Origin of the sequence: Gimesia panareensis (assembly GCF_007748155.1) — a bacterium.
GTDB classification, from domain to species: Bacteria; Planctomycetota; Planctomycetia; order Planctomycetales; family Planctomycetaceae; genus Gimesia; species Gimesia panareensis.
The window spans coordinates 4,503,157-4,524,055 of the sequence record NZ_CP037421.1 but is presented as its reverse complement, the minus strand read 5'-3'; the positions used below and the strand labels follow the sequence as shown (position 1 = coordinate 4,524,055).

At 52.8% G+C, this 20,899-nt stretch carries 17 protein-coding genes; 11 read left to right on the top strand and 6 right to left on the bottom strand.

The window, feature by feature from the left end; genetic code table 11:
• The first annotated feature begins 92 nt into the window (after positions 1-92).
• The gene (rpsT, locus tag Enr10x_RS16700) at positions 93-362 is read left to right on the top strand and encodes a 30S ribosomal protein S20 (RefSeq protein ID WP_145110165.1); all 270 of its coding nucleotides are present in this window, start codon (positions 93-95) and stop codon (positions 360-362) included.
• Positions 363-452: 90 nt separating this feature from the next.
• On the opposite strand, the gene Enr10x_RS16695 is transcribed toward rpsT, so the two are convergent.
• Positions 453-1,262: an SDR family NAD(P)-dependent oxidoreductase gene (locus tag Enr10x_RS16695; protein WP_145450747.1), complete on the bottom strand. Its 810-nt coding sequence runs from the start codon at positions 1,260-1,262 to the stop codon at positions 453-455.
• A gap of 144 nt (positions 1,263-1,406) precedes the next feature.
• On the opposite strand from Enr10x_RS16695, the gene Enr10x_RS16690 reads away from it, so the two are divergent.
• Together Enr10x_RS16690 and Enr10x_RS16685 are read left to right on the top strand one after the other, a co-directional pair.
• On the top strand, positions 1,407-2,228 hold the full coding sequence (locus Enr10x_RS16690; protein ID WP_145450746.1) for a sugar phosphate isomerase/epimerase family protein: 822 nt from the start codon (positions 1,407-1,409) through the stop codon (positions 2,226-2,228).
• A gap of 162 nt (positions 2,229-2,390) precedes the next feature.
• A complete protein-coding gene (locus Enr10x_RS16685) occupies positions 2,391-3,650 on the top strand; it encodes a sulfate adenylyltransferase (protein ID WP_145450745.1) in 1,260 nt (419 codons plus the stop codon).
• Positions 3,651-5,004: 1,354 nt separating this feature from the next.
• On the opposite strand, the gene Enr10x_RS16680 is transcribed toward Enr10x_RS16685, so the two are convergent.
• Positions 5,005-6,216: an IS4 family transposase gene (locus Enr10x_RS16680; RefSeq protein ID WP_145110800.1), complete on the bottom strand. Its 1,212-nt coding sequence runs from the start codon at positions 6,214-6,216 to the stop codon at positions 5,005-5,007.
• Between the two features lie 371 nt (positions 6,217-6,587).
• Between Enr10x_RS16680 and Enr10x_RS16675 the strand changes: the two genes are divergently transcribed.
• From Enr10x_RS16675 to Enr10x_RS16665, 3 genes are all read left to right on the top strand, one after another.
• Positions 6,588-7,190, top strand: coding sequence for a leucine-rich repeat domain-containing protein (locus tag Enr10x_RS16675; protein WP_145450744.1), 603 nt, complete (start codon positions 6,588-6,590; stop codon positions 7,188-7,190).
• A gap of 454 nt (positions 7,191-7,644) precedes the next feature.
• A complete protein-coding gene (locus Enr10x_RS16670) occupies positions 7,645-7,995 on the top strand; it encodes a hypothetical protein (protein WP_145450743.1) in 351 nt (116 codons plus the stop codon).
• 503 nt (positions 7,996-8,498) lie between these two features.
• Positions 8,499-9,935, top strand: coding sequence for a TlpA family protein disulfide reductase (locus Enr10x_RS16665; protein WP_197997255.1), 1,437 nt, complete (start codon positions 8,499-8,501; stop codon positions 9,933-9,935).
• A gap of 196 nt (positions 9,936-10,131) precedes the next feature.
• On the opposite strand, the gene Enr10x_RS16660 is transcribed toward Enr10x_RS16665, so the two are convergent.
• Together Enr10x_RS16660 and Enr10x_RS16655 are read right to left on the bottom strand one after the other, a co-directional pair.
• Positions 10,132-10,425: a hypothetical protein gene (locus Enr10x_RS16660; protein WP_145450741.1), complete on the bottom strand. Its 294-nt coding sequence runs from the start codon at positions 10,423-10,425 to the stop codon at positions 10,132-10,134.
• 81 nt (positions 10,426-10,506) lie between these two features.
• On the bottom strand, positions 10,507-11,988 hold the full coding sequence (locus Enr10x_RS16655) for a sulfatase (protein WP_232093032.1): 1,482 nt from the start codon (positions 11,986-11,988) through the stop codon (positions 10,507-10,509).
• Between the two features lie 279 nt (positions 11,989-12,267).
• Here Enr10x_RS16655 and Enr10x_RS16650 point away from each other — a divergent pair, with 279 nt between their 5' ends.
• Both Enr10x_RS16650 and Enr10x_RS16645 read left to right on the top strand, forming a co-directional pair.
• Complete coding sequence (locus Enr10x_RS16650; RefSeq protein WP_145450740.1) at positions 12,268-13,590, top strand: Gfo/Idh/MocA family protein; 1,323 nt, start codon at positions 12,268-12,270, stop codon at positions 13,588-13,590.
• A 1-nt stretch (position 13,591) separates the two neighbouring features.
• Positions 13,592-14,851 carry a DUF6807 domain-containing protein gene (locus Enr10x_RS16645; RefSeq protein WP_197997254.1) on the top strand — a complete coding sequence of 420 codons (1,260 nt, stop codon included), beginning with the start codon at positions 13,592-13,594 and terminating at the stop codon, positions 14,849-14,851.
• An 88-nt stretch (positions 14,852-14,939) separates the two neighbouring features.
• Here the strand turns inward: Enr10x_RS16645 and Enr10x_RS16640 are convergent, their stop codons facing one another.
• A complete protein-coding gene (locus tag Enr10x_RS16640; protein WP_145110137.1) occupies positions 14,940-15,593 on the bottom strand; it encodes a hypothetical protein in 654 nt (217 codons plus the stop codon).
• A 163-nt stretch (positions 15,594-15,756) separates the two neighbouring features.
• A complete protein-coding gene (locus Enr10x_RS16635; protein ID WP_145110134.1) occupies positions 15,757-17,139 on the bottom strand; it encodes a hypothetical protein in 1,383 nt (460 codons plus the stop codon).
• Between the two features lie 493 nt (positions 17,140-17,632).
• On the opposite strand from Enr10x_RS16635, the gene Enr10x_RS16630 reads away from it, so the two are divergent.
• From Enr10x_RS16630 to Enr10x_RS16620, 3 genes are all read left to right on the top strand, one after another.
• The gene (locus Enr10x_RS16630) at positions 17,633-19,357 is read left to right on the top strand and encodes a hypothetical protein (RefSeq protein WP_145450738.1); all 1,725 of its coding nucleotides are present in this window, start codon (positions 17,633-17,635) and stop codon (positions 19,355-19,357) included.
• 379 nt (positions 19,358-19,736) lie between these two features.
• Positions 19,737-20,030 carry a hypothetical protein gene (locus Enr10x_RS16625; RefSeq protein ID WP_145110128.1) on the top strand — a complete coding sequence of 98 codons (294 nt, stop codon included), beginning with the start codon at positions 19,737-19,739 and terminating at the stop codon, positions 20,028-20,030.
• Positions 20,031-20,299: 269 nt separating this feature from the next.
• Positions 20,300-20,851, top strand: a complete 552-nt coding sequence (locus Enr10x_RS16620; RefSeq protein ID WP_145110125.1) for an RNA polymerase sigma factor — start codon at positions 20,300-20,302, stop codon at positions 20,849-20,851.
• The last annotated feature ends 48 nt before the right edge of the window (positions 20,852-20,899 follow it).

The window sequence follows — 20,899 nt, the reverse complement described above, 5'->3', positions numbered from 1 at the left end:
AATCTGCCTGAGAAACCCTGTGGCGACCGTCTTGAATGGCGTAAGCTGGTTTGAATTATAAATAGTTACTCAGAAAAAACTTAAGTCGAAAAATGCCAAACACGAAAAGTGCCAAAAGAGCGTTGCGGAAAAGTGAAGTTCGTCGAGTCCGTAACCGTGCAACCCGTTCTGAATTGAGAACTGCCATCAAAAATGCCCGTGCTGCCATCACCGGCGATGATGCACAGGCCGCTGCTCAGGCGTTGCAGACAGCAGCCAAAAAGATCGATCAGGCTGCTGCCAAAGGCGTGATTCACAAGAACACCGCTGCCCGGACCAAGTCCCGTCTGGCCAAAAGCGCCAATCAGAAAACAGCTGAGTAGTTCTGATATCAGCTAAGCTGAGCACAAGATACATCAACCAACCCCGCACAGGTCATCTGCGCGGGGTTTTGTCGTTGGCAGCCGCACTTCTTACCAGTGCATCACAAACCCTCCGTCAACGTTAATCGTCTGCCCGGTGACCTGGGCGGCCCGGGCGGAGCTGAGAAACACGATCATATCCGCAATATCCTGAGTCGTCTGCCACCGCTGCAGGGGAACCAGCTGCCTGATTTTATCCCCCGCCCAGTCCTCATAGCTCCGCTTCTGATCCTCCGGCTGACGATCATTCCAGGCCTGCCAGACCCCTTGATTCAACGGCGTCTGCACCATTCCCGGGCAGACCGAATTCACGCGAATCCCACCGGCAGCCAAATCCTTCGCCAGACACTGCGCGAAGTTGATATTCGCCGCCTTCGAAGCACTGTAAGGCGGGTCCGTCTGTGAACCGATCTGGCCGGCAATCGAACTCACAAACACCATGCTCCCTTCTGTTGACTCTTGCATTACCGGCGTGACGGCATGCGCCACGTTGACCATCCCCTGCATATTCACCTCGAACACGCGCGGCCAGTCGGCAGGTGTGAGATTGGTAAACGGGAAACCGAATTTTCCCGATCCGATCGCAGCCGCATGCACCAGGTGCGCGAAGGACTTCACACGATCCACAGTCTGCCGCGTGACTTCCTGTAACGCTTCAAAATCAGTGATATCGACCTGGAATCCATTGACCGTCTGCCCGGTTTCGCTCGTCAGTTGTTCTGCGATCTTTGTGACCTGATCCGATTGATCCCAGAGTACAGGCAGCGCCCCTTCCTCTGCAAAGGTGCGTGCGGTTGCCAGTCCAATACCGCTGGCGCCGCCGGTAATAATAACGGGAACGTCCTGTAATTTGAGATCCATGAGCTGCTGATCCTGCCGGGCTGAATGACGAAATGAATTACTTACGCCCCCATTCTGATCGAAGCCTTTTCTCGCTGCAAGCGGACTGTTATCTTTAAAGAACCGGAATTCGCAACCGTGAACAGCAGCTGCAAAGGAATCATCATGAAACTGGGGATGATCAACTCCGCCTGGGCCCAGGCGGGACGTGATACCGCCTGGGGATTGCACAAAACCAAAGAGATCGGCTTCGACAGTGTGGATATCTTCATCGATCCACAAGAGGCCGATGTGCGGGAACAGAAGCTGGTCAAAGATACCTGCGATCAACTCGATCTGCCCATCATGTCCGTCTGCTGTGTCGCGGTCGGACTGATCGACTTCAACCCCAGCGTGCAGCGCTTTCATCAGCAGCGGGTCAAAGACTACCTCGACCTCTGCTACCGGTTCGAAGCCCGCAATCTGCTGCTCGTGCTCGGAGAGTACATCTGGAACCGCGAAGTAATCCCGCCCGCCGAGCAGTGGCAGACGGGAATCGAACAATGCCGGCTCCTCGCGGATTACGCGGCCAGTCTGGGGCTGGAGATCGCCCTGGAACTGGAACCGTTCCCGCTCTCCCTGCTCAACGACGTCGATTCCATGGTCCGCTTCGTCGATGAAGTCGATCATCCCGCCCTCAAAGCCAACATCGATGTCTCGCATCTGCTGCTCGCAGGAGTCCAACCCGAGGAACTGCAAAAGCTGCAGGACAAGGCGATTCACGTTCATATTTCGGACTGCGACGGCAAAGTGCACGGCGATCTGCCTCCGGGACGCGGCGTGGTTCCCTTCGAACCATACCTGGCTGAGATTAAAAAACTGGACATCGACGGGGCCATTTCGCTGGAACTGGAGTATTCCCCGGAGCCGGACAAAATCGAGGAATGGGTCCGCGAAGCCTACGAATCCACGGCTGCTTTGATGAAACAGGCCGGTTTACGGGGCTGAAATCGGCGGAAATTGCCGTAAAACCAGAGAGTTTTTTGATTTCCATGAATCGCCCCGTCTGTTGCTTGAAGTTTTCCCGGCGTTTCCCTAATTTCGCTGCTGGAGACGCCCACTGGCTGGCGTTAATTTCGGAACTTTTTACAAATATTGAGAATTCAAACAATGGCCGATCTGATTGCCCCTCACGGAGGGTTGACTGAACCCGTTTGCTGTACAGTGCCCGCAGGGGAAATTGACAGCTTCAAAGCCGAAGCAGCCAGCCTGCCCCAGGTTCCTGTTTCTGCCGCCGACTTGTCTACCGTATACCGCCTCGGCGACGGGACTCTGAGCCCGCTGACCGGACCGATGAACGGGGACGTCTACAACCGCGTGCTGGACGAAGCCTGCATCGAAGTTAACGGTAAGAAATACGCCTGGACCATCCCGCTGGCACTGCCCGTCACCTCCGAACTGGCCGGCACCCTCTCCAGCGGACAGAAGGTTGCTCTGACCTGTCCAGCAGGCGAAATCGTTGCGACTCTCGAGATCGGCGATGTCTTCGAATGGGACAAACCCAAATACATTCAGAGCGTCTACCAGACCGAACGGACCGACCACCCTGGTGCGGCCATGGTCCTCGAAGGTGATGCCGACAAGACTCACCTGATCGGCGGTGAAATCCGCGTTCTGCCTCAGCCCAAGAACAGCGAGTTCGGCAAATACGTGCTGACGCCCCGCGAAGTCCGTGCCCTGATCGCAGACAAAGGCTGGGACGCGGTCGTCGCCTTCCAGACCCGTAACCCGCTGCACCGTGCTCACGAATACGCCCTGGTCTACGGCCTCGAAAAACTCCTGAAAGACGGCAAGAATGCCGGCGCTGTCCTCAACCCGCTGATCGGGGAAACCAAGAGCGACGACGTGAGTGCAGAGATCCGCATGCAGACCTACGAAAAGCTGATCGAAAACCGCGAACTGGGCGATGGCGACAGCGATCCCGAACTCTGGGGTGCCCGCGACGACAATCCTCCCGATCGCGTTCTGCTGCTCGGCCTGGACATCAAAATGTTCTACGGCGGACCCAAAGAAGCCGTCATGCACGCCATCTACCGCCAGAACATGGGCTACACGAACATCATCATCGGTCGTAAACATGCCGACGCTCCGTATGCAGACGGCACCGCGATCTGGGGTGACTTCGACGCCCAGGAAATCTTCAACAACCTGAATGGCGAACTGCTGATTCAGCCCGTCAACGTTGGCTTCGCTGCCTACTACGAATCGATGGGCCGCGTCGACCTGATGGAAAACCATTCCGAAGAAAAGCCGGTCTTCATCTCCGGAAAAGAAGTCCGTGCCACCCTCCAGAAGGGGGAAATGGTTGATCCCCGGATCATGCGGGAAAGTACTTCCCAGATTCTCGCTGAGGCCATGAAGGTCTCCTGAGTGATCCCGGTTTGACCTAGAACCACCTATCGGCAGACAGGCATCGACCTGTCTGCCTTTTTTCATGCGCCCGGCAGATCGCGGCCGCTTTGCCTCTGTCTGTTCTGTCATCAACAGATCTCACTTCCCTGAGTTCACGACTGCTCGGTTTCCCGTCATGACTGAAAAAACGGAATTTGATCCGCTCTCCCCGAATCTGGCTCGCGCGCGAGGCGGGGGGCCGAGCACTGGAACACGACGCACCAGTGACACAGCAGCACCTGAACCGCCATCGATTTTCACCCGCTTTCCACCAGAACAATTTGAATGAGTTCGTTTTGTTCTCCTCCCAATGTTCAGGGCAGAACAGGACAAAAACCGGCCAGATCGGGACAAAATCCGGGACACATCAGGACAAAATCCGGCCACATCGGGACAAAATTTTGTCCTGATCCGCCGGTGCTGTTTCACAAAATCAGAACAGCACGTAGGGGCAGAGCCTGTGTGCCTGCCCGCCGAGCGACGATCCACCCGGTCCAGACTCCAATGGATTCTCATATACATCCTCCTGAGCGGCAAGGCGCCAGGTAACGTTTATTTAATAGTTTTCTGTGTGATCATGAAGTCGACAGCGTTAGCTCTGTAAGTATTCACCGTGGCCGATGGTATGCTGTTACTCTTGTTTTCAGAACTTCCACAACAGAAAAGAAAAATTAGCCGCAGGGCATTAGCCCCGGTTGAAACGACTTTGGTATAGACCATCCGAATTAAGAAACACTACCTGGCCATATTCCGATCAAATCAAATCAGGTCCTGGTTTCAACAAAAAAAAACAGGGTGCGGACCCATGTATCCACCCGTCGGATCCATTCATTCCCGATTATGTCTTCCATAACGAATACATTTCAGCTAAGATCATCCGTACCAGCAGGCCTGCGCGTCTGCCAGGTGTCATTCGATCCCATTCTGCTCTCATTGGCACCGTTACTAAAAATCCCGCTGACGTCGGTTGCCACAGTTGGCTTGCCCAACTGTGTTCTAGTGAGTGCGAACACCAGTTTTCCCCACAGCCGTTAGGCCTGAATGCAATTCGGGCCGGGCGCAGCGAGCAGGAATCATCCTAGATCGAACCGTAGTGTGCTGATCCATGTGTCTCACCTGTCGTGTGCCACAGTTGGCTTGTCCCAATACTGTTCGGCTCACGGTTTGCAGTTGATTGTGGATTGCAGCTTAACTCTTATGAACTGCATTTTTTAGAAGTTTTGTTTGAAGATCTCATTCAGTCATGGCTCATACACGGCTATGAAATCTTTCGAACAGCGCAGCATGAATCATCTCGTCACCAACAGTCAGCAGTCGGGCGAGGAGTCCTGTGCTATCTGGTTTCGTGGGATTGCAGACGGTTGATGTGGTTGATCAGATCATCCTCATCCGCCAGGCCACTGAAATAGAAACACAGCATTTCATATGTTCGGAGCGTCGGCTTTTTCCCTGTAATCAGACTGATTAACAGACAGGCGATCATCGCGCAATAAGTCTGTATCTGAATTCCCTGCGGGTTCTGACTCAGCAGGTGACGACAGCCAAGTACATGCTTTAAAAAACGAAAGAACAATTCAATTTGCCAGCGGTGCTGATAGATCAGCGCAATGATCTCAGCAGGCACGTCCAGCAGACTGGTTGCCACAACCAGATCCTGGCTTGCCCCCTCCCGTCTCCGTCCTCCCCGTTTAGGATGCGGAGTGACTTTGACAGTAATCCGACGCACCGGATGATCAGGGTGTTCTATTCTCCGTGACTTGGGAGACCCCAGCTGCCCTACCCGATCTTCCAGCACTCCCGCTGCCCTGGCCTCTGCGGTCAATTCACGGGATTCCTGTTCCACAAAAATGTGATCACCGCGAATTCGACACACGTAGCTGCTGCCGGCATTCACAATCGCATTAAACAGGGCATATTTTTCATAAGCACGGTCCAGGATGTAGCAACGATCTTTTTCCAGCACGTTAGTCAGCATGGATTTTTCATTACCTTCTTTGCGACCGGTGGCATCCGTCAGATCCATGCGTACCGGGATTCCCCGCAGTATTTCAAAATGAGTGTGCAGCTGCCAGCCTTTGTCCTGGCGGGTTGAAAAACAGGCCTGAGTGATCTGCGGCAGTGTTTTGAGGAACGTGCCATCCACGGCAGTCAGCGTCTGAGCCAGATCCTGGAGACGCCGATCCTGCGGCTTCTGGGCAGGCAGTTTTTCAATCAGTTCGCCTACAATTTCCCGCAGCAGTTCAGGGTCAAAGACCCGAACCGCTTCGGAAAGGGATCCCAGAGAAGACCGCGGGCAGCCCAGTTTTCGCTGGACTTTTTTGAGCTCACTGGCCTGCTGTAATCCGCGCAAAGAAGTCACGATCGGATTGAACAGGTACAGTAACTGCAGTGCGCAATACTGATCGTAAAACAGTTGCCGGTTACCGGCTTTGTCACGTTCAGTTCCCTCGGGACGCAGTCGCTTAAACAGCGGGAGAACCCGATCCAGATACTTAAGACCGGTGATGTCACAAGCTTCGATGCTATTAGTCTGTTGATTGGCCATGCTGATTCCTGTCGTTATGGCAGTATTCTATACTACCAGACGACAGTGCGCAAATATCGTGCCGAACAGTATTGGGCTTGTCCAACAGTGCCAAAATCAGTGAGAAAAAACAGCCAGTAAGTTCAAAATGAACTGGTGCCGCTGATTCTGAATCAGACTCCCAGAACTCTCTCTCAGGGCTGCTGAAGTTCCCATCAACAAGACGGGTTATTTTAGGGATATCCCCTCACGCCCCAAGCTGAACATCGCGAAGCGGAACGGATCCGAACTTCAAAAAGAGAACTGAAGAATCCGGTTTCTCCCCCTTCATCTCTGTGTAATAAGCTCATCGTTATCTATGTGTGAAATCAATATTTGAGAAAGGAAATGGTATGGAAGATTTAATATCATTCGTCGAAAGGAAGGGCGGACGCATTTCGCAAAACGAACAGGGCGAATTTGCCTGGGTAAATCTGACGAACCAAAAGGTAGATGACCAGGATCTGGACATCTTTGTGCAATCAGACGCCAGTCAAATAACGCATTTATTTCTCAGCGGCACTCAAGTGACTGATGAAGGGCTTGCGAAATTAGCGTCCCTGCAGCGTCTGGAAGATCTTGACCTGGGACGTACAAAAATAACCGGAACTGGATTCGCCCAAGTAACGTTTACATCACTTAAGAAACTCTCGTTCCGTGGATGTGAACAGTTGACCGTGGATGGTTTCCAACAAATCGTCAAATGCCAAAATCTTGAAAAACTGGATTTGATTGAAAGCAACATCGACGATCGATTTCTGCAGGAAATAACCAAACTCCCCAGGCTAAAAACTCTGTGGGCTGATTACACCAGACTGACAAACGCAGGTCTGCCATATTTGAACGGCATGACTCAGTTGAAATCGCTCAGTACCAGGGGCACTGCAGTCACACGCGAGGGAATGCTGCAACTCTGGCAACATCTCCCCGATCTCAACAAGGGATTGACGATGTGATGATTGATTGGATGCTTCCAAAACGTGCTTAGCAATCGACCCCGTATCCTCCTGAGCGGCAAGGCGCTAGCCGACGGTAATCAGTGAGGTCATCAAAGTACATCCCGGTGGCAAACGCTATTCCGCTCAAATCAAATCAGCCGCAGGGCCTTAGCCCCGGTTGAAAAAACAATCCACAACCAGCTTCCCAACTGGATTTAGTAGGGCACCGTGTTCCGGATGCCGTGTGCCACAGTTGGCCTGCCCAACTGTGCCGTATTCAGGAAAAAATCCCGCACCACGTCCAACGGAACCCGGTTGCAGGTCCCGATAATCAAACCTGCCATTTTATAAAAATGCAACTCACATCCCAAGCTGAAAATCGTTAAGCTGAACGAATCCAAACTTCAAAACTTTTCTGCAGAACCAGAAATCAATTCCGGGCACCTTTGTAACTGGCCAGGAGGTAACAGTCATGCATACTGCGATAGAGGAAGCCTTGGAGAAGCTGCTTCCCACACAGCAAATCTTGGATCAACTGTCTGAGATACTTGCAGACTGGGGACACGAAGTCTCTGTGGGAGAAGAGGAGGAGCGAGTTCATGTTGCACCAGATACCAAATTAGAACTGATTTCAAAAAGTGCGTTGTATACTCCCTATGATTTATGTTTTGGGACGGGATTTAAGGTGATCGTCGCTATTGGTGGCGTAGTAGAGCTAGATGAAAAGCGATCACATATTGTTCCCGGTATTTGTTTTATCACGCTGTGGTATAATAAAGACAGGAAATTAATCACCACGGATCTCTCTGATACAATCCTGTAAGCTCGGTGTGAGCCTGCTCACAAAACAGCCAGGCGTCTCAGGAAGCTGACAGGGTAAGACCCAACATTTGTCGAACCAGTTCCCTCCTGAGCGACATTCCGCTCAAACCAAATCAGCCGCAGGTTTAATCATGCAATTCAGAACCAACTTCCCAACCACATTCCGTTGGGCGCGGACCCACGTGTCCGCCCACCTGGCGACGTTGAATCAGCACCGTGTTTGACGGAACCATATACCAGCCCCGACAACCAAACCCACCATTTAAAAAATACTCACCCCTAAAGCTGAAAATCGTTAAGCTGAACGAAGTAAACCTCTTATTTGAATGTCCTTCGTCAATTCCTGACTACGGGATCGCAATGATTGCCGATTCAGGCACCGTCGACGAGTGCTTGTTATGACAGGAAATGACACCCGCAGTTGACGGATGTCACAGAATCGCGGACCATGATAAGTGTTTCATGAAGATTGCTATTCTCCGACTTCTACTAACGAGTGCTGTGATGAGAATCAAATACGATAGCGTAATTACCTTCACCGTCTTCATCGCATTACTGACTCCAGATTGCGTGAAGGGCAATGATGAAGTGCGTTCTGCTTCGAAGTGTTGGCCTGAGATTTCAGTGCACCCTCATTATGCGAATGACAATCCAGGATATGCCTTGTTACTCTTTGGTGATGTCGACACTCAAGCAGCGTGGATGGTTGTCGATGGGGAGAATATTTATCTTGATCGCAACTGTAATGGAGACTTGACGGAGGAAGGGGAATGTATCCAGATCAGCGTGATCAACAAATCCCCGCATAACAACATCTACAAGGCCGGTTATCATTTTGTCGATCTTGTCGACGCAGAGCAGGCAGACTCCGCGCAGAAGATTCGAACTGGCAAAAAGACTCTTTCGAATTCCAGTCGATACACTGCCTTCGCAGTGGATTACTTTGAGAGGAATCCGAATTATCCGCAAGACACGCCTGAAAGGAAGGCCCGGTTACGGGATTTCCTCGAAAAGCAGGACGGCATGGTTTATTTGAAGCTCAGGATTGCTCAGTCATTCTCTCAGCGAGCAGAAGCCAGATTCTCTTCGAAGCCTGAAAACGCACCCGTCATCAAATTTGATTTTCCGATGACCTGGGGGATCAGACACCAGTTTACAAGGCTTGTACGCGGCACCAAATCGCGACTGCTTGTCTCAGCGTTTACGGAAGGACTGCGAGGACACTCAAGAACTTATTTGAAAAACTCAAGTCTGCCAGCTGGCTTTAAGCTTCGTGCAGATGTCAACTTTGCCCCATCCAGTCAGGAGAATCTTGAAGTTCGGTTTGATCGAACCGCAGCAGATGTGATGTTCGTCGGTGAGATTAAAGTTCCGCACGATTCTCCTGGAAACCTGCGTTTCACGATCCATTCAGACACAGACATTCGAGTATCGGCACCTGAACCCCCGGTCCTCGTCCCAGTGCTGGAGTCAACCCCTGACGAGAAGGCGACACGGCCCTACGATGGACCTGGATGGAAACTGCTGGGCAAAGCTTCTCCCGGGTTCACTTTAAAACTGCTTGATGGAAGTGAGGTCACTCACCCATCTTTGCTCGGAAAGAAAGTGGTTCTCAGTTTCTGGGGCTCATGGTGTGTTCCCTGTATCAGGGAGCTGCACGAGTTGGAAAAGATCCAGGCCGAATCTGGCGGCGAGAACGTAAAGTTCTTCGCAGTAAACAGTGGTGAAGACGCGAAAACAGTAGAGAAATTTCTGCAAAAACAGAAAATTGCGATCCCCATTGCGCTGGACGAGAAGCGAAAGGTGGGCCAGGCATTCGAAGTGAATGGGGTCCCTCATACGGTATTGATCGGGGAAAACGGAAAAGTCGAAAGCATATTTTTTGATATGCCGGCAGACGGAATTTCTGATGAGTTGCGTCTGTGGCTCTGGAAAAAATGACCAGGGACTGAACGAGTCCTGAATTGAGCCAATTCTGATACGGGGCGAACGCAGGAAACTGTCAGGGCAACAGACCGATTCAGAAAGCAGAACCAACCCCTGAAAAGTAGGTTGCGGACCCACGTGTCCGCTCGCCGGGCGACATTGAATCAGCACCAGGGAAGAAGGAACCATATACCACGCCCCCCACCTCATGTCACTCATCCCCTCCTGCTCCTACAGACAACAACCAGCATGCTATTTCTGTTTGAGCTTCGTCGGCTGTATTCACCTTTTTCTCTCTTACCGAAGGGATCGGATCATCGTCAACCACAGCATCCCAAAACTCGATCCAGACAGCATCGTTGTCTATCGATGCTTCGGCGGCTCTCCCATTTGCTTGAACATAGACGAAACTGGCACTACCGCTTCCACGCAATGCGGTTTCGCTAAACTTGGCCTTCAGTGCCTCAGCAATGTCATTGAGCCTCTTGTCGATTATGGCATTCATGGCGTTTTCTATTATCCACCGGAAAACAAGTGAGGAACCGAATATCAGCACCCACCTCAACCCTACATCCCTTCCTCCCCCTCAGTCAGGAACCACAGCCCCTTTCCAGTTCTTTTTGAGCTGCGCCGACAGTTGTTTCACCACCGGCTTCTGATCTGGCTTTCCGGCGATGTTCTCGTTCTCAGCACCGTCCTGCTGATGATCGTACAGCTCACGCGCCATAACTTTGCCTGACTTGCGGTCCTGCCATTCGGTGTAGCGGTAGCGGTCCGTTTTCATCGAATAACCCATCACGCGTCCCCGTGGATACTGACTGAAAGCGGCCGGCTTCCAGGGGCGCTGCGGGTTGGTCAACAGGGGCTTGAAGCTGGTTCCTTCCAGGTGAGCGGGCAGGGGGAGGCCCGCTAAATCGCAGAGCGTGGGGTAAATATCCACAAACTCCACCAGGGCCTCACTGGTTTTCCCCTGCGCCTGCATGCCCGGTGCCCGAATGATAAGCGGCACGCGGGTGTCGTTTTCAAAGTTCGTATGCTTGCACCAGCCATTGTGCTCACCCAGCTTCCAGCCATGATCGCCCCAGAGGATCACAATCGTGTTCTCGTCCAGTTCCAGCCGCTTCAGCTCATCCAGCACTTTACCGATGTTGGCATCGGTGAAACTGACGCAGGCATAATAGCCGTGACGCAACTGCAGTTGCTGCTCATCGGTCAGATCCTCCTTGGCCGGCATGTCCGAATAGTTCCGCAGTTCTCCCCAGTTGGTGTTGGCATAGGAGGGGGCATTCTTCGGCTGGAATCGATTGTCGGCCAGCTTGATCTCTTTACGGTCATACAGATCCCAGTACTTCTTCGGCGCCACAAAGGGGAGGTGCGGCTTCAGAAAACCCACCGCCAGGAAGAACGGCTGCTGGCTCTGCTTCAACTCCTGCAGCGATTTGATCGCCCGTTCCGCGATCGCTCCGTCGCGATACTGCTGGTCAGGCACATCGGCCATTTCTGTCGCCGGACCCCGCGTGAGCTTGGAGCGTTGTCGCCACCCCATTTTTTTTACGTCGAGCCCCTTGGTCCGTTCCCGGATTGCCGTCAGCGTTTCCGGTAGCTGATATCCTCTCCCTTTGACCGTGGGGTAAGCGTTCCACGACGCTTTATCGTTCAGGCTCCCATGATAGATTTTGCCCATGCCGACCGCCCGGTAACCATGCTGCATGAACTGCTGCGTCAGCGTCACCACATCCGGCACCGTTTTACGAAAGTGCGTATCCAGGTCATAGACCTTCGTGGAATCGGGCCGCAGCCCGGTCATCAGACTGGTCCGCGAAGGGGAACAGACCGCCTGCTGGCAATAGGCATGATTGAACAGCAGACCGCTGGCCGCCAGCTGATCAATGTGCGGACTCTTAATATGCGACGCGCCATAACAGCCCAGTTCGGGCCGCAGGTCGTCGACGGCGATGAACAGCACATTCGGTTTCCTGGCGGCTGCTGAGACAGAGTGATTGAAGGAAAAACAGAGGACAAACAGGCTGAGCAGAAAAGCAGTTCTCAGCCGCATCGAAGTCATCATGGAAGCGCTCCCGGGCAGGCAAAAATAATTGATATTGGACCGATCTAATATCTCTCTACCGCGGGGGAAATACAACAGCGTGCTCTGAATTCAGTCGAGTTTTTCTAATGAACCATCCCCTGAGAAGGGAACATGCTCATCTGCCGAACGTCTCCCGACCACCGATTTCTATTTCAGGCTGGTTTTGAATAACGTAATAAGGTTTAATAAGTGTTGGCAGCGGGAGCGCGCAGCCAGCGAATTCGAAAACAGAGCAGGTCACCGACAGACAGGGAGTTTATGAGTATCTCAACCAAACTGACGCGACGTGAAATGTTACAACGTTCCACTCTGGCAGGAGCCGGGCTCTGGCTGGGCGGTAACACAACGCAGGCGGAGAGTAATTCTCCCAATGAGAAACTCAACATCGCCTGCATCGGCCTGGGGAACCAGGGGCAGGCCAATCTGGGGCTGGTCTCCAGTCAGAATATTGTCGGCCTGTGCGACGTCGATTCCGCCCGCACCGACAAATACCAGGCGAAGTACCCCGGCGCGAAATCGTTCGCCGATTTTCGTGTGATGCTCGACAAATTGGAAAACCAGATCGACGCCGTCGTGGTGACGACCCCCAATCACACGCACGCCACGATCGCCATCAACGCCATGCGGCGGGGCAAACATGTCTACTGCGAAAAACCGCTGGCGCATTCGATTCACGAAGTCCGCGCAATGCAGCGGGTCGCCCGTGAGGAAAAAGTTGTCACCCAGATGGGGACCCAGAACCACGCCGGCGACAATTATCGGCGGACTGTCGAACTGATTCGTTCCGGCGCCATCGGCGATGTCAAACAGGTGCATGTCTGGTTCGGTCGGCCGGGGGGCTGGCGGCGTTACAAGCATGTGGTCGATCGTCCCAAAGAACCGCAGCCGATCCCGAAAACCCTGAACTGGGATCTCTGGGTCGGCCCGGCACCGATGCAGAATTTCCACCCCTGTTATCACCCCCACGACTGGCACTACTGGTGGGACTTCGGCAACGGCACGCTGGGGAACATGGGCTGCCATTACATGGACCTGATTTTCTGGTCGCTCGATCTGCAGTATCCGAACTCGGTGGAAACAAAAGGTCCGAAACTGCATCCCGACTCCACCCCCTTCTGGCTCGACTGTCACTGGCAGTTCCCCGCCCGGGGATCGCAGCCTCCCGTGGAGGTTGTCTGGTATCACGGACGCAACACGCCCGAACCGGTGCTCAAACTGGGAGGCCCGGAATGGGCCGCGGGAATTCTGTTTGTCGGCACGGAGGGCATGCTGGCCGCAGATTACAACAAACGCGTGCTGCTCCCCGAGGAGAAGTTCGCTGGTTTCAAGGCACCGCCTGAATCCATCCCACCCGCGATTGGTAACCACCGCAGGGAATGGTTTGAAGCCTGTAAAGGCAACGGCAAAACGCTCTGCCATTTCGATTACGCTGCCCCACTGACCGAAACGATCCTGCTGGGCAATCTGGCTTTTCGGGTCGGCGAAAAAGTGGAATGGGATGCGGACAAAGTCGCCGCCACTAATACGGACCAGGCAGCGCAGTACATTCAACGTGAATACCGCAAAGGCTGGACACTCTGAGATGCAACAACAGAAACGGAATGAATCCATGAAATCGGGACGACTTTACCTGACGTTTTTCACGCTGGCCCTGCTGTTATCGACGCTGACGACCGCCTACGCCGGTCCCGCGGTGACACTCGAAGTCAAAGCGGGTCAGCACGCGCGCCACAATACCGTCATCAGCATTCCGATTCCCGACCCAATGAAACAGCAGAAACAGTTAACACTGGTTCGCCTTGATAACAGTCAGGAAGTTCCGGTGCAGATCGATGCAACCGGACCGGTGCGGGAACTGGTCTGGATCCTGCGGGAACCATTGCCCGCGGGAGCTTCGCGACAGTATCGCCTGTTCGCGGCGAAGTACACTAAAGAAACAGAGCAGGTCACCGTCAAGGATGACGGCAGTCACCTGAATGTCAAAGTCGCCGGCAAACCGGTGCTGACTTACAATCATGCGGTCGTCAAAGCACCGAAGCGGGACGAAGCCTATTACGACAAGAGCGGCTACATACATCCGCTGTATACACCATCAGGGAAGGTCATCACAGACGATTTCAACCTTGACCATGCTCACCAGCACGGCATCATGTTTTCGTGGCGGAAGGTCATCTTTGAAGGCCGGGAGAACAACGGCTGGGATCAGAAATCCAAACTCGGAAAAGTTGCCCACAGCAAGATCAACTCTTTTACCGGCGGCCCCGTCTTCGGGGAAATCGATACCTCGATCGCGCATATCGACCTGACGAAAAAAACGGGGCCGGTAACGATGCTCAACGAAAACTGGAAGGTCCGCGTTTACGCGCTGGAGAAAAAGTTCCTGTTTGATATCGAGTCCATTCAGAACTGTGCGACCGACCAGCCGGTGACCATCGATAAAATTCATTACGGCGGCATGACGATTCGCGGTCATGCGGACTGGCATACAAACCATGGTTATGACTACCTGACCAGTGAAGGGAAGAATAAGGTCAACGGTAACCAGTCCCGACCCCACTGGGTGGAAATGTATGGTCCGCTGGGGAAGGAAACCGCAGGCGTGGCCATCTTCAGTGCCCCCACGAATTTCCGGTCCCCACAGCCGGTCCGCCTGCATCCGACGATGCCCTACTTCTGTTTTGCAGTCGCGTCACTGGATCCGTTTGATATCCAGCCGGGAAAACCTTACGTCTCGCGCTATCGCTTTTACGTACATGATGGAAAACCCAGCCCGGAAACCGACCAGCGACTCTGGATCGATTTTGCAGAACCCCCGCAAGTCAAGGTGCTCAGCGGTTCCTGACTATGTTGCTTTGCAATCTCGGAGTACAAAAAAAACGGGCCCGAACTAACATTCGGGCCCGTGGACTTCGACTGAAGCTGGAGCGGGTTTACTTGATCGACTTGATCATTTCCACGATCTCTTCCTCGTTATATTTGTCGGAAGCGATCTGGATAAACAGGAAGGTGGCTCCCGTTTTACCCGGGAAAACGCCCATGATCTGGTGGAATTCCTTGCCGCTCTTATCTTTGCCTTCGGCAAACGTGAATTCCACCTTTTCGCCGTTGATGGTGAATTCCTTTTGCTCCTGTTTGGTGATCTCCAGTTCCCGCTGATTCTGATTCTGCTGTTTCAGATTATTGCGGAATTCCTTATTCATATCGACCATGCCGTCGTTAGGAATCCCAAAACTCATCAGCACCAGGGCACCCTGTTTTTCTTTTTCCTCGTATGCTGCCATCAGGATGTGCTTGCCAATCACATTCACTGACATGCCAAACTGCGGCACGAACGAATCAGGAATGGTGATCGTGGTCATCTCATTCTGGATTTCGATGATTTCTTTTTTGTTCTCGGTGACTTTGGCTTTGACGTTTCGGAAGGCATAGAAAACTCCGCCGCAGCAGAGCAACAGGCCGACTCCACCCAGCACCAGGATCGCGATGATCACTTTGACGCCGCCACTCATCCCTTTTTTAGGAGGGGCGGAAAATTCTTCCGGTTTAAACTGATCATCGTCAGCATAAAAGTTGTCGTCGGACATCGTCGGTTACCTTTTCCGGATTGCGGATCAAAATCGAAGTTGGCGGATCAGTCGGCTCAAGTGATTGGGGAACCAGGGGATTGAGCCGGACCAGCGCCAGTCTATAACGAATCGATCGGGGAAACGAGCGCAATTCAAATCAGGATCAGAAAAATTGGGAGAATTATTCCCAGTCTTCCGCCTCTTGCGCTGCCAGACGACGTTCTTCTTCCCGCCACTGTTTCTGTAATTTGCGGCGTTCGCGCTTGCTTAACCCTTTCAGAAGCTCCGGATCGTGGTTCAGATCGACGCGGGTTTTCTTTTTGACCGTCTTCGTCCCCTTGCGCGAACCGGGTTGCGAGGACGCCGGTTGCTCTGACTGGGGTTCCGGCGAGGTTTTTTCAGCAGCTGGCTCCGGCTCTTCGACAGGCAGCGGGGGAGTTTCAAACAGCTCCTTCTCCTGCTTAGCTGCTTTCGCCTGGGCAGCTGCCTCTTCCTTTGCTTTTTTCTTCTCAGCCGCTTCAGCTGCCTGCTGCTGCTTCACTTTTTCCTGTTCCGCCCGTTCCAGTTCCCGTCGTTCCTGTTCGGCCTGTTTCTGTGCCTCCCGTTCTTGCTGCGCCTGCTCTTTCTCCAGCAGTCGTTGTTTGCGCTGCAGCGCTTTGGCCACCCGTCTTGCTTTTCGTTTGATACGACGCCGGTAGAGATAACCGGATGTCGCATCCTTCAGCCGGGAAGGTTCCTTTTCAGGAAGATCCACCGAACGATACAGCAGGTGATGTGTATGCAGCAACAGGCTTGTGAACAGACACCAGTGGGCGAAATACAGCAGACCGGCATCGATCAGATGATGCCAGGCCTCGCCGGGAATCAGGTTTTCAGTGAACTGAAACGTCAGGCTCAACACATACGCCGACCCGGCCAGAATCAGCATATTCAGGCCCGCACGGTCCCCGCGCATTTCCAGGTAAGCCATCAACGCGACCGTACAGCCGAACGCCAGGGTTGGTACCAGCCAGGCCAGTAATTGCGTGTGTGTGCCCCAGTCAAACAGACGCAGATCAATCACCGTTTGCGCCCAGATCGTATGCAACCGGGTGGTCTGGCAGAGCGCAAACAGGAACAGCCCGCTGGCAATCCATTTCCAGAGACGGTATCTTCCGGAAAAATCATGCAGGCTCTGTGTTCGTAACGACGCGATCAGTAAGGCGGTCTGGCCCGTGACAAACAGCAGCGCTCCTCCCAGCAGCGGGAGCAGGGGGCTTTGCTTCAGTGACAGAAAGCGGGAGAGGGTCGCTCCCTCTGCAGGCAACTCTGCGCGATAATAGTCGGCTGCAATCAGGCCGGAAAAACAGAGCAGCACCGGCAGATAATATAAGGCTAATTTCCAGCGACGGGGAAAGATCATTGTGCGCAACGGGAACTGGCCTGCTGCGAAACGATGTGTGCGCGCAAGACGGGGGGAGTCTGAATCGTCATTCGCGTTGTCGAGCGATTCAGAACATTCCGACGCCAGTCTGCGGCGACGGCGTTCATCCTTGGAACGAGAGCCAGCAAATCCAGTAGACATTGATGCTCTTGGTGATCCTTCAACGAGATCTTTGTCGTCTTTGAAAACAGTATGTGATTCAGCGAGATCACGATCAGTGAGGGACAATCAGTCCATTGATTGTCTGATCCCCGGTTTCATGACCGGATCGATGTTTACTCATTTTTCATCGGTCACCAGCAATTTCTGACACGAGCCCTGATGGTCAAATCCCAACTCGTTAGAAGTGATACCTGACTTAGATGCCGTCTGTTCACTTTTATCGCCAGTCATTTACTGACAGGCACCAGTTACCAAAATAACCCAAATATCCAATGCTGCGCAGTGTGGGGGATTCAGAATCAATGCACTCTTGTGGGAGAGGGACTGAATCAGGGTAAATACTGATATAGAAATGGTTTAATATTTGTCTCAGTTTCTCTGTGCTGTTTGGTCCTCAGCGCTTTCACCACGGTATATAATGAGGCATCCCACTTACAACCACGACAAATTTTAATAAATGGAGTGAAGTCAGATGTTGTTCAACTGGAAATCAGGCCTGGTCTTCTGCCTGTTATTTTTCTCTCTGTCAGTCGTTTCCGCCGCGGATGTCCCTGTGGCAGCGATTTCTTCCGAGGCGGGAATCGTCATTCGTTTGAAGCAGCCTCAGGAAACGATGCAGCGGATCACAAAGCTGACCAGTCAGGTCGACGAGAATATCAGTGGCCTGCTGGCTGCCAACGTACGGACCATCGTAGGGCGTTCCCTCTCAAACCCGACCTGGGCGGGAGTGGATCCCACTCGCGATATCAGTGTGGGGGTCTTCCTCGACGCAGAGCAGGACCCGAGGCTGTTGTTCATCGTGCCGATCAAGGATGCGGCAAAACTGAAAGAAGCACTCGGTGAGAAGTATCACTCAGCGGTTCAGGATCAATGGCTGATTTACAGCGAGGATCAGAAGCTGGTCGAGCAGGCCCAGGCGAGCCTCAAACAGCCCGAACAGTCTTACGAATCGCAATTGAGCCCGGAGGCCAAAACAATGTTTGCCTCTGGCGATCTGGCTCTGTATCTCAATCTGCAGCAGATCGTCAAAATCTATCATGCACAACTGGAACGGGCAGAGGGGCAGGTTGATCGCGCATTGACGGATCTTTCCAAAAAAATCAATACCGCGCCCGGCATGAATGCCAAACCCATTCTCGGACTCTACTCAACGCTGGCAAAGGGATCGCTGCAGGCGGTGAAAGACTCGCATGCTTACACCACGGCCTTCCAGTTTTCTGAGAAAGGAATCGGGCTGGAGAGTCTGTTCGAAGTCGAAGCGGATTCTAAAACCGATCGCCTGTTTCAGACCAACCCGCCCCGGCAATTTAATCAACTGGGACATTTTCCCGCGCATCAGCTGGCCTATATCGCAGGGGCAGGAAATACCGATGCCCTGATCACCTGGGGTATGAACATGACAGCCCAGATGTTCGATGAAACGAGTCAGAACGCGGAAGCCAGAGAGAAGTTTACAGAGATTGTCAAACAGATCCGGAGCCTCAAGTTCGGCAGTTATTATTTTTCATTCGAACTGGGCAAGCTGGCTGATGGCGTCATGCATGCCTATACCATTTCTGAAGTGACGCCCTCCGACAAGATGCGCACCCTCACTCACCAGATGATGCCTATCATGAAAAACATTTCGCTGCCAGGCATCAAACAGGAAATCACCTTTACGCCCGATGCGGAGCAGGCAGGCGGTCTGCCGGTGGACCTGACCGTCATAAAACAGGAGATCGATCCGGCTTCCGATCCACTACAGATCCAGAAACGGATGCTGGAGATTCTGTATGGCCCCTCCGGAATCACGAATCGGATGGCTTACCCTGCAGGGAAAGTTCTGCAGGTGATGGGCGGGACTGCTTCGATGCAGAAATTTATGGATGCGCTCAATGCGCCAGACAAATCGTCCCTGATTGCTCAGAATCAGAGTGCCTTCCGCCAGGCACGCGCCCGGGGAGCAGACAAAGCCAATATTCTGGCCCTGATTGATGTCTCCGGGACGGTAATGCGAATCCTGAATATCTTTGCCGAAAGCCGTCAGCAGACAGGACCGTTTGCCGAGAAACAGATCCGCGAACTGGGGATTCAGGACTCCTATCTCACCTTCAGCCTGACAACGGGGAAGCAGTCACTCAGTACGAAAACCTACATTCCCGTCGAGAATCTGCAGAACGGGTTCAAAGTCTATTCGCTGATTTCCCGCCAGAAATAAGTTTTCGCAGCAGTTCCGTTTAAAAATACTGAAAAAATGTTGCCCGTCATTTTTGGCTGGTGAAGTGTTTGTAAGTGTTTATTAGGTAATGGATTACGGATGTTCCTTTCAGGGTGGGACGTTCCGGAATGTTCCGTTTCACCGTGGAATCCGGAAAACTTCTCTTGAAAGAATCGTCATTTTTCCGAAAACTGTCAAAAATGAGCGAACCTTTGTCAGGGCAATCATGTCTTACTGGCAGAGGGATACTCCTGTTACTCATCATAACAGGTTTATCCACTGAATGATTTGTGAACGGCTTGTGTCCGTTTTTTTCTTATGAGGCACGAGCCTCTCTTTTTAGTCTCTTTCTCTGCGGTTTAACGCAGGAGGTGCACTGATGATTTTTTCTAAACAGAATCGTCGTTTCGTCGTCAAAGCAATTAACAACAGCGCGTTTGTCAAAACAGCAGCTGTCGTGAAAGCGATTGATGTCGTCCGTGCCGCCCTCCGTCTCGATACGTTAAGCCCTCTAAGTGGAGAACGATTGTCGGAATCCGGTGGTATGCCGGGGTCCTCCCCGATGGGTTGGCATTGTTGTTGTCAACATCAACCCACAATGCATCAGCTGTATCAAAGATATCAGCTGATAACGGGAACCCCCCTGACCACCGTGACCGGAACTGCTTCATAAGCAGTCCGAATTTCCCTGCTTTTTAGCAGAAAATCGTTTCCTCAAAGTGGTTGGTTAAAACGCGACAGCCTTTTAGCTGACCCTGCCATTTGACTGGCAAACGTAGCACGTTGGGCCCTCTGGTGACCTGTGAAAACGCACACGCTTTTTCTCTGGTTCTGCGGCTGACTCAAATGCTGTTCCGTTTCCGGTTTGAATGTGCTTAACGAGCCACTTTGAACTTCAATGAATCCAGAGTCCTGATTCAGGGACAGAGAAGAGATAGTACAATGGAAGATCAGAACTTAATCGAATTAGTTACGGCTGCTCAGAATGGAGATCGGGACGCCTTCGGTTCACTTGTTGTTCAATTTGAATCGACGGTCTTCGCGATCGTCATGAAGCGTCTGCGTAACCACGCTGAAGCCAGTGAAGTCACTCAGGATGTCTTCATCCAGGCCATGCGGAAACTGTCACAGCTGAATGCACCGGAGCGATTCGGTGGCTGGCTGCGTCAGATTGCCGTCCGGATGTCGATCAATCGAGCTGTCCGTCGGCCGAACGAATGCATTCAGAGCCCGGATACCTTCATCGTCCTGGACGATGAACCGGAAAACCCGCTGGACAAACTGCTGGAAAGCGAGCGGGCTACTGAACTGCGTGGCGGACTGGCGCAGCTGGGTGAAGTCGACCGTGAAACTCTGATCTCATTCTACTTCAAGGGCCAGTCCCTGAAGGAAATGAGTGACGAATTCGATCGGCCTATCGGTACGATCAAGCGTCGACTGCACACCGCACGAAACCGTCTGCGGGAAGCACTCCTGGACGTTCAGTCCGTCTGAGTGACGCAGTAGAATAATGTCGAACCGCGCCTGCAGGGGGAAACCTCT

Excerpts from the sequence above, each read along its gene's own strand:
- Enr10x_RS16640 (WP_145110137.1), bottom strand. The coding sequence starts at position 15,593 with ATGTCCGACGACAACTTTTATGCTGACGATGATCAGTTTAAACCGGAA.
- Enr10x_RS16660 (WP_145450741.1), bottom strand. The coding sequence starts at position 10,425 with ATGAATGCCATAATCGACAAGAGGCTCAATGACATTGCTGAGGCACTG.
- Enr10x_RS16645 (WP_197997254.1), top strand. The coding sequence starts at position 13,592 with ATGCAACAACAGAAACGGAATGAATCCATGAAATCGGGACGACTTTAC.
- Enr10x_RS16680 (WP_145110800.1), bottom strand. The coding sequence starts at position 6,216 with ATGGCCAATCAACAGACTAATAGCATCGAAGCTTGTGACATCACCGGT.
- Enr10x_RS16690 (WP_145450746.1), top strand. The coding sequence starts at position 1,407 with ATGAAACTGGGGATGATCAACTCCGCCTGGGCCCAGGCGGGACGTGAT.
- Enr10x_RS16620 (WP_145110125.1), top strand. The coding sequence starts at position 20,300 with ATGGAAGATCAGAACTTAATCGAATTAGTTACGGCTGCTCAGAATGGA.
- Enr10x_RS16655 (WP_232093032.1), bottom strand. The coding sequence starts at position 11,988 with ATGATGACTTCGATGCGGCTGAGAACTGCTTTTCTGCTCAGCCTGTTT.
- Enr10x_RS16650 (WP_145450740.1), top strand. The coding sequence starts at position 12,268 with ATGAGTATCTCAACCAAACTGACGCGACGTGAAATGTTACAACGTTCC.
- Enr10x_RS16630 (WP_145450738.1), top strand. The coding sequence starts at position 17,633 with ATGTTGTTCAACTGGAAATCAGGCCTGGTCTTCTGCCTGTTATTTTTC.
- Enr10x_RS16695 (WP_145450747.1), bottom strand. The coding sequence starts at position 1,262 with ATGGATCTCAAATTACAGGACGTTCCCGTTATTATTACCGGCGGCGCC.
- Enr10x_RS16625 (WP_145110128.1), top strand. The coding sequence starts at position 19,737 with ATGATTTTTTCTAAACAGAATCGTCGTTTCGTCGTCAAAGCAATTAAC.
- Enr10x_RS16670 (WP_145450743.1), top strand. The coding sequence starts at position 7,645 with ATGCATACTGCGATAGAGGAAGCCTTGGAGAAGCTGCTTCCCACACAG.
- Enr10x_RS16635 (WP_145110134.1), bottom strand. The coding sequence starts at position 17,139 with ATGTCTACTGGATTTGCTGGCTCTCGTTCCAAGGATGAACGCCGTCGC.
- rpsT (WP_145110165.1), top strand. The coding sequence starts at position 93 with ATGCCAAACACGAAAAGTGCCAAAAGAGCGTTGCGGAAAAGTGAAGTT.
- Enr10x_RS16685 (WP_145450745.1), top strand. The coding sequence starts at position 2,391 with ATGGCCGATCTGATTGCCCCTCACGGAGGGTTGACTGAACCCGTTTGC.
- Enr10x_RS16675 (WP_145450744.1), top strand. The coding sequence starts at position 6,588 with ATGGAAGATTTAATATCATTCGTCGAAAGGAAGGGCGGACGCATTTCG.
- Enr10x_RS16665 (WP_197997255.1), top strand. The coding sequence starts at position 8,499 with ATGAGAATCAAATACGATAGCGTAATTACCTTCACCGTCTTCATCGCA.